The following is a 13,658-nucleotide window of genomic DNA, read 5'->3' on the forward strand; positions in this document are numbered from 1 at the left end:
TCCTCTTTGCAGATATGACAAAACCCACTCAATGGCGGGTTTCGGGGATGCCCAACGGGCGGATTTAGTTGGTGTCGGCTCGGTACAGAAACGAGACCGGCACCGTGTAGGTGGTGTCGTCCGGAATGCCGGGGCCGGGGTCTACCGGGCTCATGGTCACCACCGTAAGCGCGCCTTTCGTGTTTCGCTCGTACAACGGGAACAACGCGGCGATCTGGTCGGCCAGTGCGCCTGCCGCGCCGCGGTACTTGCCGGATGGCGTCACGATGCTGACCTGAAACACGCCGGTATACAGCTTGTGGTCGCCGCCGAGCGTGTTGCTTGCGGTGTCGGCGGGCAGCGTGAACGCCTTCAGGTAGGTGGTGCCGTCTACGGGCGTGTAGGTCTCGTTCTCGACTACGACTTTCAGCGGTACCGGCAAGGCTTTCGCCCAGTTGATCAGCTTAGTTTCGAAGATCGACGCGATGATGTTGTGGCTCATACCTGGTTGTTCCTGATGGCCTCCTGCACGATCTGCTGGAAGCGGGCCACGGTAATGCGGACCATACCGCCGGGTGCCTGGGTCGAATGCCCGAACTCGAGAGGGGTCGCGTACGGCAGGTTGTTTATGAGGTAGGCAGTCTGGCCGGCGTTGAAGTCGCTGACTGCCGAGACCAGCGCGGCGATGGTTTCGCTTCCACTCGGGTCCACCTCGTCGAAGGTGACGTTCTCAACGACATCAATCGAAAGGTGCCAATTGGCCCGGAACCGTCCGCCGACGTAGCCTTCTGGCGTAACGATATCCATGCCATCGTTCAGCTTACGTCCTGGCTTGAGGCGGCCCGCTTTCGTCAAGTTGGCCGGATCGCTGCGCAGATCACTGTTGTGATCGTCTACGGCCTTGTTGTACTGACGGGCTACAGTGTTCTGCGCCCATATCTCGGGATTGCCCACAGGTGACATGCGGATCACGCTGCTGCCGACCTCGATGATGATCTCGCGCAGACTGGCGTCGATAGCTTCCGTGGCCTGAGCCGCGAATTCAGCCAGACTCAAAGCAAAGCTGCCGGACTGCCCGGAACCCGCGCGGCTCATGACCTCACCTGCAGCTCATACAGAATCGGCGTACCGGCTGGGTTGATCTCTTTCAACGGAGGAACGATTGACCAGGTGCGCCCTTGGGCAATGACCTTGTTCAGCAGATCAGGTGCCCACGCCAGCCCCTCCGCGGCGACCTTCAGCTTCTTGTCGCCCTGCTTGATGAGGCTGTTGTTCTGGAACTCTTGGCCGGTGAAGTCGAGCAGGATGCCTTGGGCGGTCTGCTCGGTGATGGTGTCGGGCGGTGCAGTACCGGTTTCCGGATCGTACTCACCAACTGTTACCGCGCGGATAGTCACGGGTTGGCCGAACTCCGTGATCATCTCCAGAGCCATCACGGCCATTTCGTCGTAGAAGGCCATGGTGGGCTCCAGATGTGAAAAGCCCAGCGCAGTGGCTGGGCATGCATTCGATTACTCTCGATCAGGGTCCGATTTTTGCCGCTTCAAAAAACCAGCTTTCTGCAGCCAAATATCCAACATCCGATCCGCATAATCAGCAGCTTCGAGTGCTGCAGCTGCCGGGTTCAAGTCGCTTTTTGCGATAATAATTGCCCCTAAAGCTTCCTGGCTATACCGCATCCATGCTTCAAGTTTTGGCGGAAAATCTGCCATTTTAGAACTCCATTCTATTGAAGTTCGAAACGTACTCTAAGCACGGACAGCAAACAACCCGCGCCGCTGCAGGTAATCAGCAAACTGCGTGGCGCTCGGCCGGTCCGGCGCCGCCGGTAGCAGTCGGCCGCTTGTGTTCGGAATCGTTGCGTACTCGCGAGTCACCGCCCCTTCGACACGCTCCAACGTCACCGCGCCTTTGCGCTTCTCGATCGGATCAATATCGTCCTGATGGATTTCGGCAGCCAAAGCCATCTGCCCGTACTGGATGCGGGCCGGCAGGTAGTTGTCGGGCTTGATCTGCCGATCCAGTTCGACTCCCCGGCGCGGCCAGGACAAAGCCTGATCGCCGTCCATCTTGCGCCCCTTCCAGATCATGCCATCCATCGCCAAGGCGGCACGGCGCAGCAGCGCTTCTTGCGCAGGAACTTCCGCCGGGATGGTCACGCCGAACTTTCCGGCGTACATGACCAGGTCCTCGGCGCTCGCGTAGCTTTCGGCGTCTGGCTTGCCGGTGCCGTCCTCGATGATGAGTGTCATGGATCAACTCGCTGGATTGAGTTTTGAACGATTGGCCGCCGGGTTACCGACAGCCTGCAGTATCACGCCTTGGGCAGATCAGCGACGAGCTTTTCCAAGGATTCTTTCGAGGCGTTGGCCCGGTAGTTCACACCAGCAGCGTCGAGCTTGGCCTTCAGGGCTTCGACGTCAACGTCTTCCGCCGCCTTCAACTCGGCGAGTTCATTGCGTAGCGTCTCATTTTCCATTGCGAGATCATCGCGCTGACCGGCCAAATCGACCATCTGAAGGCGGATGCCGTCGAGCGCCTGAAACAGACGGATTGCGAGCTCGCCGGCTTCCGGCTTTTCAATCTCGCCAGCGTCAAGCCCATCAATGACAGCGCGGACCATATCGCTTTCGATACGCAGCTTGCCGATCAGCTCTTCGAGTTCAGCCTTGGTATCACCAGCACCAACAATCAGCACCCGCGCAACGTTCTTCACCTCCACTTCGACGCCGACATTCTCGTAGGCATCAACAACGTTCGGCCAGTCGCCAACCACCAACACGCTTGTCACGCCGGCTTCTGGCCGTTCGAAGTGCTCAGGGTTCCGGTAGCGCTTTTGCGGATCAAAATCCGACTTCTGAGCGGAATAGATGAGTTCCATGAATACCTCCAGGGCGACCATTGAAGGCCGCCCGCTGCGAGTAAGCCGATTAAGGCGCGGACAGGTCGATCAGGACGCCGGCAGTAACTTTGTCGCTGGTCGCGTATTTGGTCCAGTTGGCACCTGCACCGATTGCAGCCAGGTTCGGGTTAACACCACCGGTGGAGTCCTTCCAGCTGTACCCCAACAGGTCCAGGTTGAAAGTACCTTCGGCGCGGAAGCCCATCGCCAAGTTTTCCTGGTTGTCGATGTTGTACGAGCGGAAGCCCGGAGCCTGGGACTCGGTGATTTTGATCGCGCCCGCCTGCAGGCCGAAAATGGTTTCAGCAGGGATGGTGTCGGATACCAGGACCGGCTTGCCCATGGTGCCCGGCTGGCCGCCGTAGATGACCACGCCGGCTTCTTCGTAGACCTTCTCGGTGATGGCTTGATCGACCATGTCGAAGTAGGTCGCCGAGTCCATGGTCCACAGTGCGATGCGGCCGAAGCGGTCACCGAACTTGCGCATACCCTTGGTCAACGCCTTCTTGCCATCGGTGGCAAAGCTGGCGGTTGCAACCATGTTGGCGTTCGCGCCGATGGCGGCTTTCAGAGCGGCCATTGCGTACTGGATATAGCCTTCCAGCACTGCGTCGGCGTAATCCATACCGACCAGTTCGGAAAACTCTTCCGGTGAGCGTGCGCGGCGCTTGAACGCCTCTTCGGTGGTTTCGTAAGGGCCATACTTGAAGGGCACTTTCACACCGACCATTTCGCCGGAACCAATCTTCTGACCGGTAACGGCCGCGACAGAGTTGACATCACGGTGAGCAATGGCGCCGCCGAGCTTGTAGAAAGCACGCTTGCGCAGATCGCCCTCGATCAGCTCGTTGTCCAGAATCAACGCGCCGTTGGAAGATGCGTTGAAAACGTCGATAACGTCCTGGATACGCTCCAGATAGGCGGTTTGGGCAAGGTCGTTGTAAACGATCATGTCCGAGTTGACGGTTGTCGCCATGGGTTACTCCATTATTTGGGCAATTTCAGGTAAGCGTCCTGGCCGTTTGCGGTGATGAACTCACGCTTGGCCACAGACGTCATTTCAGAGCGTTTCAGAGCGGCCCCACCGCCATTTCCAGCACCTCCGGCCCCGCCGCCAGATGCCTTGCTACCCGCGATCAACGGCGCGAAGGCGGTGTTGTTTGCAAATTCTGCTTTCAGCTCGTCCAGCGAAGACGCCGAAAGCTTGCCCTGCTTATCGAGCACGACAACCACAGGCTTCCCGTCACGCTGCTCGACACTCAGACGGCGCTCAATGTGGGGCAGCAGGGCTTCTGCGCTGCCTGGGATTGCCAAGGCGGACGCGATGTCAGTAGCGGTACGGCCAACGGTCAGATCCCGGATCTGTCCGCTCAGCGTTCCACGCTCCTGCTCCAGCATGCCGTTCAGCTCAGCTTCGCGGCGGTTGTATTTTTCAGTCCAGGATCGTTCGAGCTCTTCGACATTGCCGGACTTGCGAGCAGCTTCCTCGCGATCGAGGCGGGCCTGCTCTTCAGCATCCTTGCGCGCCTTGTCGGCGGCTTTCTTTTCGTCCAGCAGTTCCTGGACCTTGGACTTCAGGCCAGAGACATCCTCAGACTGGGGCAAGCCTTCAATACCGAGGACAAACTTTCCTTCCTTCTCGGTGTAGAGCGATTTAACGGAGTCGTCGAGACCATCCAGAGTGTCCAGCTGATACTTCAAGCCCATTTGCTTGTCTCCCAGAGACGATTTGCAGGCCCTGCCCGCTGATATGAAAAAGCCCCGTCATTGACGAGGCCTGTGTAAATCGTTGGCATAAAAAACCCCGGCGGCTGCCAGGGCTTGATTCAAAGCATGTAGGTCCGTGCGAATGGGCGGGCCTTTTGGGTGTTACATTTTTCCGTGTCAGTCGTCTTGATCTATCTGATCAAGAAAATCAACGTCATCATCATCTTCGTCAACAATTGCCTGAGCGTCTTCTTCAACCCATGACTCGTCATCATGGAATTCATGATCGAGCAGGTGGTCGTGCTCAGGCTCGGGAATATCTCGTTCTTCGCTCATGACTTACCGAAAAAAAAATGAAAGAACGGACTGTATATGCAGATCCCCTCCCTCAGTCAACGATCACGAAACAACGACGGGTTAACGGAACAGCTTGGTGTTGTATCCCAGAGACGTAGGTGCAGGCCCTGCCTGCAAATGGAAAAGAAAGTTAAAGTCCGCGTCCGCCATCCAAAGGAAAAATGCACGTGGAAAAGAATCCTGCTAACGCCCCGGAAACCCGCAAAAAAGACGGTTATTCCGCAGGCGCCATTTCATTGTTTGTCGCCGCGATGACTACGGTAGGCGTCCTGCTTGGCGCCGGAGTAACCGCATATGCGACAGTTGTGTCGACTCAAAAAAACAGAGAAGAAAGTTGTCTAAAACGAGTCGATGATCGTGAAATGCTGACTCGAAAAAGGGCTGAAGTCCTATTGGGCAGCATGGGAAGCTTCTTAGGATCTTTGGGCTCACTCAGCGGCATACCCAAAGAGCCGGGCAGGCTAGTCATGCAGTCAGCGTTCGAGCTAACCGCGTATGCTCCTCTGGAGCTGAACTTGGTTGCGCTAAAAATAAGCACATCGGTTTACTTAGGGCTCATGGCCCGCACACAGGAGGAGCAGGAAATGGCTATTCAGGCTGCGAGCGAGTCGTTCAAGGGATGGAACGACAACTACATTAAGCTCATGGCGTCATTTGACAATGAGCGCATGAAATGTGCGCAGCACTGATCTCATAGCCGAGCGCTCTCAAACGCCAAAGGCTCAAGAACTTTCATCTGAGCAAGCGATAGTGGTGAAAAATTGCGATCAAGTTGAAGCTCGGCGAATCGCTCGACGCTCAACCCTCCCTCGCGGAAAAGCTTTGCCCGAACCGGCCCAATAGCCTTGTCCTGAAACGCCGCTGGCTGCTGTTTGAGCCAGTCGTAATAACTGAGGTCTGCCCTCACCTGCTGAGCACCGCCGTCGCCGACGGAAGCCCGAGTGGCGTCCTTGGCGAATAGAGCACTGAAACGTGTCACCGCCACCACCGTCGAGCGGCAGTTGATGTGGATCGGCGGGCGCGGCCCCTCGGTCAGCTTAAAACGGTGCTTATCGAGCGTCCGGCATTGACTGGTGGTCTTCGAATCCAGCGTGCTGACCCACTCCACCGCCTGCACGACGTCGGAGTTCTCTTTGAGCGTTTCCATGCGCGCTTGGGTCGCGACGTGTTGCACCGCCGTCCGCACCACGGCGCCGGCATTCCGGTTCGTTGTGGCCAGGATGCCGTCGTTGTACTGGAGCGCCTTGGTCCCGCGAATGTTCTTGATGATCTGGAAGTTCGTTTGGCCTTCGAAGAAGCCCTGCCGGATCGCACCAGTGACTCGCTGCCGCTCGGTAGCTGTGAAGCCATCAATGAACGACTTGAGCAGCTTGCCGCCGTCCACACCACGCACGCTAAGCGGATTGGTGAGAATGGCAGCCCTGATTGCAGCAGCGCCTGGCACTGCGGCATCGAATGAGACGCCCACCGGCGCCGCTCGGGTCAGACTGGTCGCCTCAAACTCAGCCTCGTAGTTCGCGATATCGATCAGGTCAAGGTTCAGCTTCTCGCTGTACCGGTCGAAGATGCCCAGCAGCAGGCTGTCAACTTCGCTCAGCAGCCGCTCCAGCCGGGCCACGGTGTAATCCGTCAGATCTGCCCGGGTGAGCCGCTCGCGGATCGAGCGGTCAATTTCCTTGAGGAAAGGCCCGAACTTGGCGACCTCCCCCGACTTCAGTTGCTCAAGGAAGACGGCGTGCCGAATCGTGGCGTCAAGGATTGCCTGGTTTGCCGCCATTCGGGATTACCTCATCGTCGTCCAGGTCGGGACCGGGGTTCTCGGTTTCCAATTCGTCGCGGATCTGGTCGTCGGTCTTCTCGGGATCAATCACGCCGCGATCACGCAGGTACTGCCAGAAGTCGCCCGCCGGCAACTTGCCGCCCTGCACCGCATTGAACAGTGCAGAGAGGATCGTCGCGTCCAGAGTGATCTGGCTGAAGTCCTGATTGAGTTTGTAGAGCGTTTCGCCCGCCGCATTCACAAACTCAGCCATCCAAACCAGGCACTGGCTGTAAGCCTCGCTCACGTTGCTCACCACCAGCGACAAAACGCTATGTTCGGCGGCGCTGTCGTTGTCGGCCTGGGTCGCTGTCTTCACCGCACTACCCCGCTCGATCAGCCGGGCGCCCAGCGACACCATGTCCTCTTTCTTGGCGTCCATGGCCTCTTTGGCTACCGTGTTCGGCTGGGCTTGCCATACGCCGCATGTGCCACTGACCGGCAGTAGCCAAGGCGCACGAGAGCCGAGGAAGATGCCGTTCTTCTCCATATGGTCGCGCCACTGCTCATCGAGTCCAGCCATCCACGGCTGAGGCTGGCCCACCAGATATGCCGCCTCTTCGTAGTCAGCACTGTTGCGGTAGTGGCCGATATTGACTTCGGCCATGTCGTACAGCGGCGAATCATCGATGGTCGTGTCGTTGTTCTCGCTGCCCAGAAACTGGAACGGAATCACGCGCCAAGGCTGGCCAAGGCCATTCAGTGGGGTGAAGGGAGCGATGGTCATTGCTGTCTGGCTCGATCCCTCTTCCCACACTTCTTGCGTGTATACGCCGGCGGCATCCAGGCGTAGCACACGGTATTGGACAGCCTGCTCGCTGCCAAAGCCGTCGTCGGTGTCGACGTCTACCGTCTCGCGCAGCACGACGAGGCATAGCAGGTGCTGTCCGCCAACTTGGCGAGTCTTCCAGTTGATGATCGCCTCGGCGGGGTAGCTGGCGATGTTCGCCCGAGCTCGACCTGCTTGTTCGTCCGCCTTGCTCACGGTGCCGGCCTGGACAGCCGCGTAATCAACCAGCAGCCCGTGGCGGCCAACTTCGAGCAGATGCCCAATGACCGATTGCGACTGTTGGTAGATGCTCACGCCCTGCCCGTCGACATCCTTCGACACATAGTCGAGAGCCCCCGGAACTGTCAGCGTCGGCCAAGTGCGGAATACCGCGCCCACCAAACTGTGCTTCGTCCGCCCCGTGGCGTTGTAGAAAACAGCGCGCTTCTTGTACGCGTCGTAGCGGTCCTTGTTGTCCTGACTGGTGTCCGATGCGTTCGGCCGCGGCAGATATCGGTCGCCAGCCGCTTTGATGGTTTCCGAACCTTTGCAGACGTCGCGCACCAAGCGCCAGCGGTACTGCGCCGCCTTATACTCGGGACGGGTAAAAGTGACGTCCGTCATCGGGCGACTCCCATTTTCATTGAGGTTACCGGCTTCACGATCGGGTACTCGCGGTGGATGAAGTAACCGCCGCCGTCGTTGGCGTGGTCGTTGCCTTGGCTCTTATCTGGCTCGCCGTTGGGCGCCCAGATCTGCTGCTCAAGACCATCGGCGTAAGTCGGGCATGTGAAGGGGTTGACCAGGTAGCGCCGTTCGCCCTGCGCATTGCAGAACATGGCATTCATGGCGTTGATCCGGTCCTTCACCGGAGGGTTGGCCGCCGGCGCGATGACAGCGAAACCGGCCTGCTTAAGCATGGCCAGGTCCGTGACGCTTGCGTTGACCGACTTCCGTGAATCGCCAGAGGCGTCCGGGTAGATCCGGATTTCACAGGTTTTCTCGAAGTCGTTGCCGTTGTGTCGCCAGTAGCGCTCCTTGATTCGTCGAATCATGTCCGGTGTGTCGTAGCCATCCATCAGCTCATCCACGGCGCGCGGCAGACCCTGATCACGTTTGACATGGGTGATGGCCGCCATCTTGCCGACGTTGAAGTCCATACCGATGAAAAGCGGTTCACCGGGCTGAACAGTGTCAACACACTGGTTCAGCTTGCGGTCGTACGCGTGGTAGATCGAGCCGGACGTCAGGTTAACGAATTGACCGTTGAGGTAAGCGCGGATCAGTTGCTCGGGATACGACTCCATCAGCGATGGAATGTAGTCGTCCGGCAGATTCAGTTCGTTGTCGAAGGTACTGGCCTGGATCAGGCCGTACATTTCCTTCAGCGCCGGCTTATCGCGCAGTTGCTTCACGAACTGAAGGAAAACGAACTTGAATCCTTCTGGCGTAGTGGTCACATCTACGCCGTTCTTCAGCCCGGGCAGGTTGTAGCGCATCCGGGCGATGATCTTGCGCCAGGCCTGCTGAGCCTTCAGCGACGTCAGCACATCCAGCTCATCGACCAGGGCGTGGCCAATCTTGAAACCGACGATTGTCTGCGGCTTCTCCATCGAGCGGCAAATCACAGTGCCGCGGTACTGCCGGCCGCTGTAAATATGAACCTCATGGTTCGCCTGGTTGATCTTGGTTTTTAGCCCCCAGTCGTAGGCAACCTCCTCCATCGTGGGATAGAAGATGTCCCGGATCTGCGGATACGTCGGCGCGAAGTAGCCAGCGTTGACGCCGGGCCACTCCATGAAGTGCTTGCTCAGTGCCGAGCATCCTACCCAGGTCTTCCCAGAGCCGAAGCCAGCAACGAATGCGCGGAACTTGTGGGGCAACAGAAGGAACTGCGACTGCGGAACGTTAAGGCTCGGCATTCGACTTCCTCGCATCCACCACATCCACCTGGATACGGGTCGGGATCGCCGGCTCGTCGTCAGGCTCGTCCTTCCGGTTGCGATTGACGTAGATGTCGCCGACTTCCTTCGCTGCCTGCTCCAATAGCTGAGCAGTCAGTGACATGTTCTTCATGTTCTCGGCTTTCTCAGCCATGCGACCAAGTGCCCGGAGTCGATACGCCCTATTGGCAATCGGGATGTCTTCCGTCTCTTCGCGGAATCGCTTGCGGGCAGAGTGAAATAGCTCCACCCACTTTGCGCCCAGGGCTCGACCGGCGAACTTTGTCGGGTCGTGTGATTCGCACTGCTGCCGGCTGACTTCAATGCCGAATTCTTTCTTGACCGACTCGACCACCTGAGATGGCGTATCAAAGCAGGCTAGAGCCTGAACGATGAAGGCTTTGACCTCGCTTCGTAGTGCTGCCATATGGTTGTCATCCGTCAAAACCTGTCAGAAATTCAGGCCGACTTGAGCAGACAGGTTCCGCAGGCCCTCGAAATGTTCAGTTTCCCCACCTCGGCAGGTTTGTTTGCAGCGTCTACCAACTCCTGCACGTCAGCACTCGCACCGTAGCGTCGGACGACACCGACGAACTCTTCAACGTCGTGTCCGCGCAGCTTCAGTTTGGGTATGCCTTCTTCGGTGAATGCTGGAGCGCCGTACTTATCTGTCGCCTGGGCGATGTGGTAGAGCTCGTGTTCGACCAGTGCGCAGAACTCAAGGTCGCTGCATTGAGCGCAGTAATCCGCTGCCAGTGTGATGATGAAAGCCGGCACTTGGCCGAACCAATCACGCATCTGCTGCTCCATCCGGAGCTTCTGCCAACCACCAGCGCGGAACGCTACCTGTTCGGCCTGGCCCAGAACTGTGCGGCCCTGCTTCTCGAAGCTGGAGGACGCCCACATGATTCGGATATCAGCATCCAGTAGATGTGCATGGTCTTCGTTGTGAATGGTGCCGGTGTCGGCAAGGATCTCGGCCTGGAGCCATTCCCATACTTCAGTGGCTGGAGTCAGGCGAATGCCGAAGTCGGAGAGCTCGGACAGGTCAAGCAGTGACGATGGAGGGTACGGCCTATCCATGGGTCACCTTGTGCTTGAAATGGTAGCGCGTAGCCAGTACGGCAGGAGTTGAGTCAATACAGGAGGGAGAGCTATGCCGAAAGCTAATGTAGTTCCGCGCAAGCTAGGCATGATCACTGATTCATCCGGCCTGCCATGCGGCACCCTAATCTAAGTACTCACATGAGAGGCCGGCCCTCTTAGCTTTCACCATCATGCACAGTGACCCTAACTCCCGTAGCGACAATCTCGTACTCAGTCTCAGAAATCTTTTTCACGTCACCACCAGATTGCATTTCGAAATGCTTCAGGCCTTCATGTCGAACCATGCCGTGTGGCGAGCGCTCAATGGTCTCGTCCTGATAGATGTTAATCACGTAGTCCAAGTTATCCGTGCCAACCCCAACTACTTTTCCAACATATTTATCTGCCATGTTCGAACTCCTTGCGTGAAATCTCAAAGTAGCTGGTACAGACAGATGAATCCACAGCATTGAACAGTTCAGCTCACCATGATGTTGGTCTGTACTTGGGCGTGCCCGTGCAAGAGAGATACGACCAGGCCCTGAGGCATACCGGCAACCTTTGCGGCATCGATCGCTTTGGCGATGACGCTATCCAGGTCAGTGATGGCCTTGTTGATGGCTGGGCTCAGTGGCAATGCGTGATGTAGCCGAGTGACGCTGCTCATTTGTTCAGCTTCGGCTGAAGGATCACCCGGGCAACCATCACCAGCAGGCCCAGTACGCCGTAGGCTATCGGTGGCAACACGGCTTGCAGTTGCGGCATCAGCTGTTCAGCGACACCCAGGGCGGCAATGGCGCCACCCGCCTGCACGCTCTGCATCTTCAGCGCGTCTTTCCAGTTGTCGATCAGTTGCATGGATCACTCCTGCCGCTTGGGCAATTTGAAGTCAGTGAATCGGTCAGCCAGGGCGGCAACCTTCTTCACGCCGAGGGTGCCGATGATGGCGCCCAGCGCTGCCGCCAGACTCGACGGTAGGTTGAAGTACTCGAGCAGCGGGAATGCCCCGGCCGTGATCGCACCACACAGGCAGGATTCGAGCAGGGCCTGTCGCCGCCCCCCTCCCCCGTAGATCACGCGCAAGAAAGCGATCCAACACGACAGCGCCGCGGCATAGAACATCGGGGCATGCTGGCTGAGCCAGGCCATGACGATGAGCCAGGTGTCTGGTTTGTCGGGCATGTTTGGCATCCGGATTCCTCCCTTGTGGGGAGCGATAGTTGGTCCGGCAATCCACGCCTTCCTCATCCGCTCGGAGCAAAGACGGGGGCATGGGTGCCAGATACGAAAAGCCCCCCGCGAATGCAGAGGCCTGAATGAGGCCCTCTTAGCGCGAGCAGGAAACAAGCTCAAAAGGGCAAAAAACAATAACACCACAAATTTGTTGTATTACCACAAGAACGTGGTAAACTGGACTCATCCAAACAACGAGGCGAGGTGATGAAATACAGCGAGTTCAGACGATGGTTGAAGGCCCGAGGGGTGATCTTCGTAGCTGGCAAAGGAACAAGCCACTTCAAGGTCTACTACAACGGCAAACAAACGGTCTTTGCGGACCACGGCGCTAAGGAAATGAAAGAGCCAACCCGCAAAGGAATCATCAAACAGCTGGGGCTTGAATGAGCCCCAGCTCACTCGCTTAGATCATCTCGACAGAAGAGAGGGCTGCACCATGTACGATTATCCCGTGATCATTCACGAGGACGAAAACCCTGGGGTTGCGGTGACTGCGCCGGATCTACCAGAGTTCAACAGTGCCGGAGACGATGTCGCCGATGCGCTGCGCGAATCCGTGGACGGCATTGAAACCGCTCTATCTATCTACGTCGACCAGCGTCGAGTTATTCCGCCTGCGTCCAAACCAGAGCCAGGCCAGCATGTGGTTCGGCTGCCTGCAGTGACCGTGGCGAAAATCGTTCTGTGGAACGAGATGATGGCGCGAGGTATGCGCAAAGCCGAACTTTGCCGACGCCTGGGGCTGGCACAGACTCAAGGTGACCGCCTAGTGGACTTCCTTCACACCTCGAAGATGGAGGCCATCGAGAATGCCCTTGCAGCACTGGGTAAGCGCCTAGTCGTCACCGCTGAGTCGTACACCAGGTACGAAGTCTTCTACATGCTGAACGGGGAATGGAAGTCCTTCGTCCTCTTGTACAACGACGATATTGAACCATGGTCCACGCTTCTTGCAGGCCTCAAACTTGGCGTTCCTAAAGACCTCGAGTCACCGTCACCCGAGCAGGTTTGCCGGGCTCATGGTATTTCGGAAGCTTTCGGAATCGCTACGTAAGAAAGCCCCGATCAATGTCGAGACCCTGAATAGCTGCACGGTCTTTCCGTGCTGCCCGCGAAAGACATCTCAGGTGTCGAGTCACTACTTTCGGAGCTCAAGCAGGCTGAGCGGGTACTAATCTTTTTTAGGAAGGCAAATGGACGACAATGGATGGGGGATTTTAATCAACTCTGGGGCAGCAATCGCAGCCGCCGTCTCCGCCATAACCAGCGCGATCAGTGCTCGCGCTGCTTATCGCGCGATCAAGCAAAACGATTTGCTCCACTCCAATGAACAGAAAAGCACAGATGCACAGCGTGAAAATACCCGCCTTTTTGACCACGCAATCATGACTCTTGAAAGAGCTTTCATGGCGCTCATGGGTGGGGACCCAACATGGAATGTCCCCCCCAAGAGTCGCCTCAACTGGCTGACGGCTGCACGACTCATAGAGGAGTTTAAAAACACGAAAGAGCGGATCAGCGACCCACTACTGGTGCAGGAATGCTTAAGCCACGAAGCACACTGGCGACTTCAGTTCGCGCGCAAACTAGAAGAGCTAGGAACTGGTCACCCCGATTACTTTAAGCAATCGGGAAAAGTCAGAATCCACCTCACTTCTGCGGTTATCGTTTGCGCTTTCTCAGAGTGGATGAAGGAATTAGACGACGCGATAGATGAGCGCGGAAGCCCACTACAGGCCGTTGAAACTCTCGGCGTATCACCCCAGTTCGCTCAACTGAAGTTTCATCTCGGAATTCTGTAAACAAAAAACCCGGCGAAGTGGCCGGGTTTTTTGGATCTTTGAGTAAGTTGCCAAAGGC

At 57.4% G+C, this 13,658-nt stretch carries 22 protein-coding genes; 4 read left to right on the forward strand and 18 right to left on the reverse strand.

Annotated elements, in window-relative coordinates:
* Nucleotides 1–64 precede the first annotated feature (64 nt).
* The 9 genes from ACMDB8_RS16250 to ACMDB8_RS16290 form a co-directional block, all read right to left on the reverse strand.
* Nucleotides 65–481 carry a phage tail terminator-like protein gene (locus tag ACMDB8_RS16250; protein ID WP_409078674.1) on the reverse strand — a complete coding sequence of 139 codons (417 nt, stop codon included), beginning with the start codon at nt 479–481 and terminating at the stop codon, nt 65–67.
* Nucleotides 478–1,074 carry a hypothetical protein gene (locus tag ACMDB8_RS16255; protein ID WP_409078673.1) on the reverse strand — a complete coding sequence of 199 codons (597 nt, stop codon included), beginning with the start codon at nt 1,072–1,074 and terminating at the stop codon, nt 478–480. Before ACMDB8_RS16255 ends, ACMDB8_RS16250 begins: the two co-directional genes overlap by 4 nt.
* Nucleotides 1,071–1,439 (reverse strand): hypothetical protein, encoded by a 369-nt coding sequence (locus ACMDB8_RS16260; RefSeq protein ID WP_409078672.1) that lies wholly within the window; start codon nt 1,437–1,439, stop codon nt 1,071–1,073. The genes ACMDB8_RS16255 and ACMDB8_RS16260 overlap by 4 nt, the downstream gene beginning before the upstream one ends.
* Before the next feature lie 51 nt (nt 1,440–1,490).
* A complete protein-coding gene (locus ACMDB8_RS16265) occupies nt 1,491–1,691 on the reverse strand; it encodes a hypothetical protein (protein ID WP_409078671.1) in 201 nt (66 codons plus the stop codon).
* Nucleotides 1,692–1,727: 36 nt separating this feature from the next.
* The gene (locus ACMDB8_RS16270) at nt 1,728–2,231 is read right to left on the reverse strand and encodes a DnaT-like ssDNA-binding protein (protein ID WP_409078670.1); all 504 of its coding nucleotides are present in this window, start codon (nt 2,229–2,231) and stop codon (nt 1,728–1,730) included.
* A 62-nt stretch (nt 2,232–2,293) separates the two neighbouring features.
* Entirely contained in the window at nt 2,294–2,860 is a 567-nt protein-coding gene (locus ACMDB8_RS16275; protein WP_409078669.1) for a hypothetical protein, read from the reverse strand.
* Nucleotides 2,861–2,909: 49 nt separating this feature from the next.
* Nucleotides 2,910–3,857, reverse strand: a complete 948-nt coding sequence (locus tag ACMDB8_RS16280; protein WP_409078668.1) for a major capsid protein — start codon at nt 3,855–3,857, stop codon at nt 2,910–2,912.
* 11 nt (nt 3,858–3,868) lie between these two features.
* A complete protein-coding gene (locus ACMDB8_RS16285) occupies nt 3,869–4,588 on the reverse strand; it encodes a hypothetical protein (protein ID WP_409078667.1) in 720 nt (239 codons plus the stop codon).
* A gap of 177 nt (nt 4,589–4,765) precedes the next feature.
* Entirely contained in the window at nt 4,766–4,924 is a 159-nt protein-coding gene (locus tag ACMDB8_RS16290) for a hypothetical protein (protein ID WP_409078666.1), read from the reverse strand.
* 188 nt (nt 4,925–5,112) lie between these two features.
* On the opposite strand from ACMDB8_RS16290, the gene ACMDB8_RS16295 reads away from it, so the two are divergent.
* Nucleotides 5,113–5,634: a hypothetical protein gene (locus tag ACMDB8_RS16295; protein WP_409078665.1), complete on the forward strand. Its 522-nt coding sequence runs from the start codon at nt 5,113–5,115 to the stop codon at nt 5,632–5,634.
* 2 nt (nt 5,635–5,636) lie between these two features.
* Here ACMDB8_RS16295 and ACMDB8_RS16300 read toward each other — a convergent pair whose 3' ends face one another.
* The 9 genes from ACMDB8_RS16300 to ACMDB8_RS16340 form a co-directional block, all read right to left on the reverse strand.
* Nucleotides 5,637–6,722, reverse strand: a complete 1,086-nt coding sequence (locus ACMDB8_RS16300) for a minor capsid protein (protein WP_409078664.1) — start codon at nt 6,720–6,722, stop codon at nt 5,637–5,639.
* On the reverse strand, nt 6,697–8,157 hold the full coding sequence (locus ACMDB8_RS16305) for a DUF4055 domain-containing protein (protein WP_409078663.1): 1,461 nt from the start codon (nt 8,155–8,157) through the stop codon (nt 6,697–6,699). Before ACMDB8_RS16305 ends, ACMDB8_RS16300 begins: the two co-directional genes overlap by 26 nt.
* Nucleotides 8,154–9,455: a terminase large subunit domain-containing protein gene (locus ACMDB8_RS16310; protein ID WP_409078662.1), complete on the reverse strand. Its 1,302-nt coding sequence runs from the start codon at nt 9,453–9,455 to the stop codon at nt 8,154–8,156. The genes ACMDB8_RS16305 and ACMDB8_RS16310 overlap by 4 nt, the downstream gene beginning before the upstream one ends.
* On the reverse strand, nt 9,442–9,903 hold the full coding sequence (locus ACMDB8_RS16315) for a DUF2280 domain-containing protein (RefSeq protein ID WP_409078661.1): 462 nt from the start codon (nt 9,901–9,903) through the stop codon (nt 9,442–9,444). The genes ACMDB8_RS16310 and ACMDB8_RS16315 overlap by 14 nt, the downstream gene beginning before the upstream one ends.
* A 32-nt stretch (nt 9,904–9,935) precedes the next feature.
* Nucleotides 9,936–10,559, reverse strand: a complete 624-nt coding sequence (locus tag ACMDB8_RS16320; RefSeq protein ID WP_409078660.1) for a putative metallopeptidase — start codon at nt 10,557–10,559, stop codon at nt 9,936–9,938.
* 179 nt (nt 10,560–10,738) lie between these two features.
* Nucleotides 10,739–10,972 carry a hypothetical protein gene (locus tag ACMDB8_RS16325; RefSeq protein ID WP_409078659.1) on the reverse strand — a complete coding sequence of 78 codons (234 nt, stop codon included), beginning with the start codon at nt 10,970–10,972 and terminating at the stop codon, nt 10,739–10,741.
* A 68-nt stretch (nt 10,973–11,040) separates the two neighbouring features.
* A complete protein-coding gene (locus ACMDB8_RS16330) occupies nt 11,041–11,229 on the reverse strand; it encodes a hypothetical protein (protein ID WP_409078658.1) in 189 nt (62 codons plus the stop codon).
* Nucleotides 11,226–11,420 (reverse strand): hypothetical protein, encoded by a 195-nt coding sequence (locus ACMDB8_RS16335; protein ID WP_409078657.1) that lies wholly within the window; start codon nt 11,418–11,420, stop codon nt 11,226–11,228. Before ACMDB8_RS16335 ends, ACMDB8_RS16330 begins: the two co-directional genes overlap by 4 nt.
* A gap of 3 nt (nt 11,421–11,423) precedes the next feature.
* Entirely contained in the window at nt 11,424–11,753 is a 330-nt protein-coding gene (locus ACMDB8_RS16340; protein WP_409078656.1) for a phage holin, lambda family, read from the reverse strand.
* Nucleotides 11,754–12,002: 249 nt separating this feature from the next.
* Between ACMDB8_RS16340 and ACMDB8_RS16345 the strand changes: the two genes are divergently transcribed.
* The 3 genes from ACMDB8_RS16345 to ACMDB8_RS16355 all read left to right on the forward strand — a co-directional run bounded on the left by ACMDB8_RS16345 (nt 12,003) and on the right by ACMDB8_RS16355 (nt 13,600).
* Nucleotides 12,003–12,185 carry a type II toxin-antitoxin system HicA family toxin gene (locus ACMDB8_RS16345; RefSeq protein WP_409078655.1) on the forward strand — a complete coding sequence of 61 codons (183 nt, stop codon included), beginning with the start codon at nt 12,003–12,005 and terminating at the stop codon, nt 12,183–12,185.
* A 49-nt stretch (nt 12,186–12,234) separates the two neighbouring features.
* Nucleotides 12,235–12,852 (forward strand): type II toxin-antitoxin system HicB family antitoxin, encoded by a 618-nt coding sequence (locus ACMDB8_RS16350; protein ID WP_409078654.1) that lies wholly within the window; start codon nt 12,235–12,237, stop codon nt 12,850–12,852.
* A gap of 139 nt (nt 12,853–12,991) precedes the next feature.
* Nucleotides 12,992–13,600 carry a hypothetical protein gene (locus ACMDB8_RS16355; RefSeq protein ID WP_409078653.1) on the forward strand — a complete coding sequence of 203 codons (609 nt, stop codon included), beginning with the start codon at nt 12,992–12,994 and terminating at the stop codon, nt 13,598–13,600.
* Nucleotides 13,601–13,658: the final 58 nt, after the last annotated feature.

Source organism: Pseudomonas monachiensis (assembly GCF_047345015.1).
GTDB classification, from domain to species: Bacteria; Pseudomonadota; Gammaproteobacteria; order Pseudomonadales; family Pseudomonadaceae; genus Aquipseudomonas; species Aquipseudomonas monachiensis.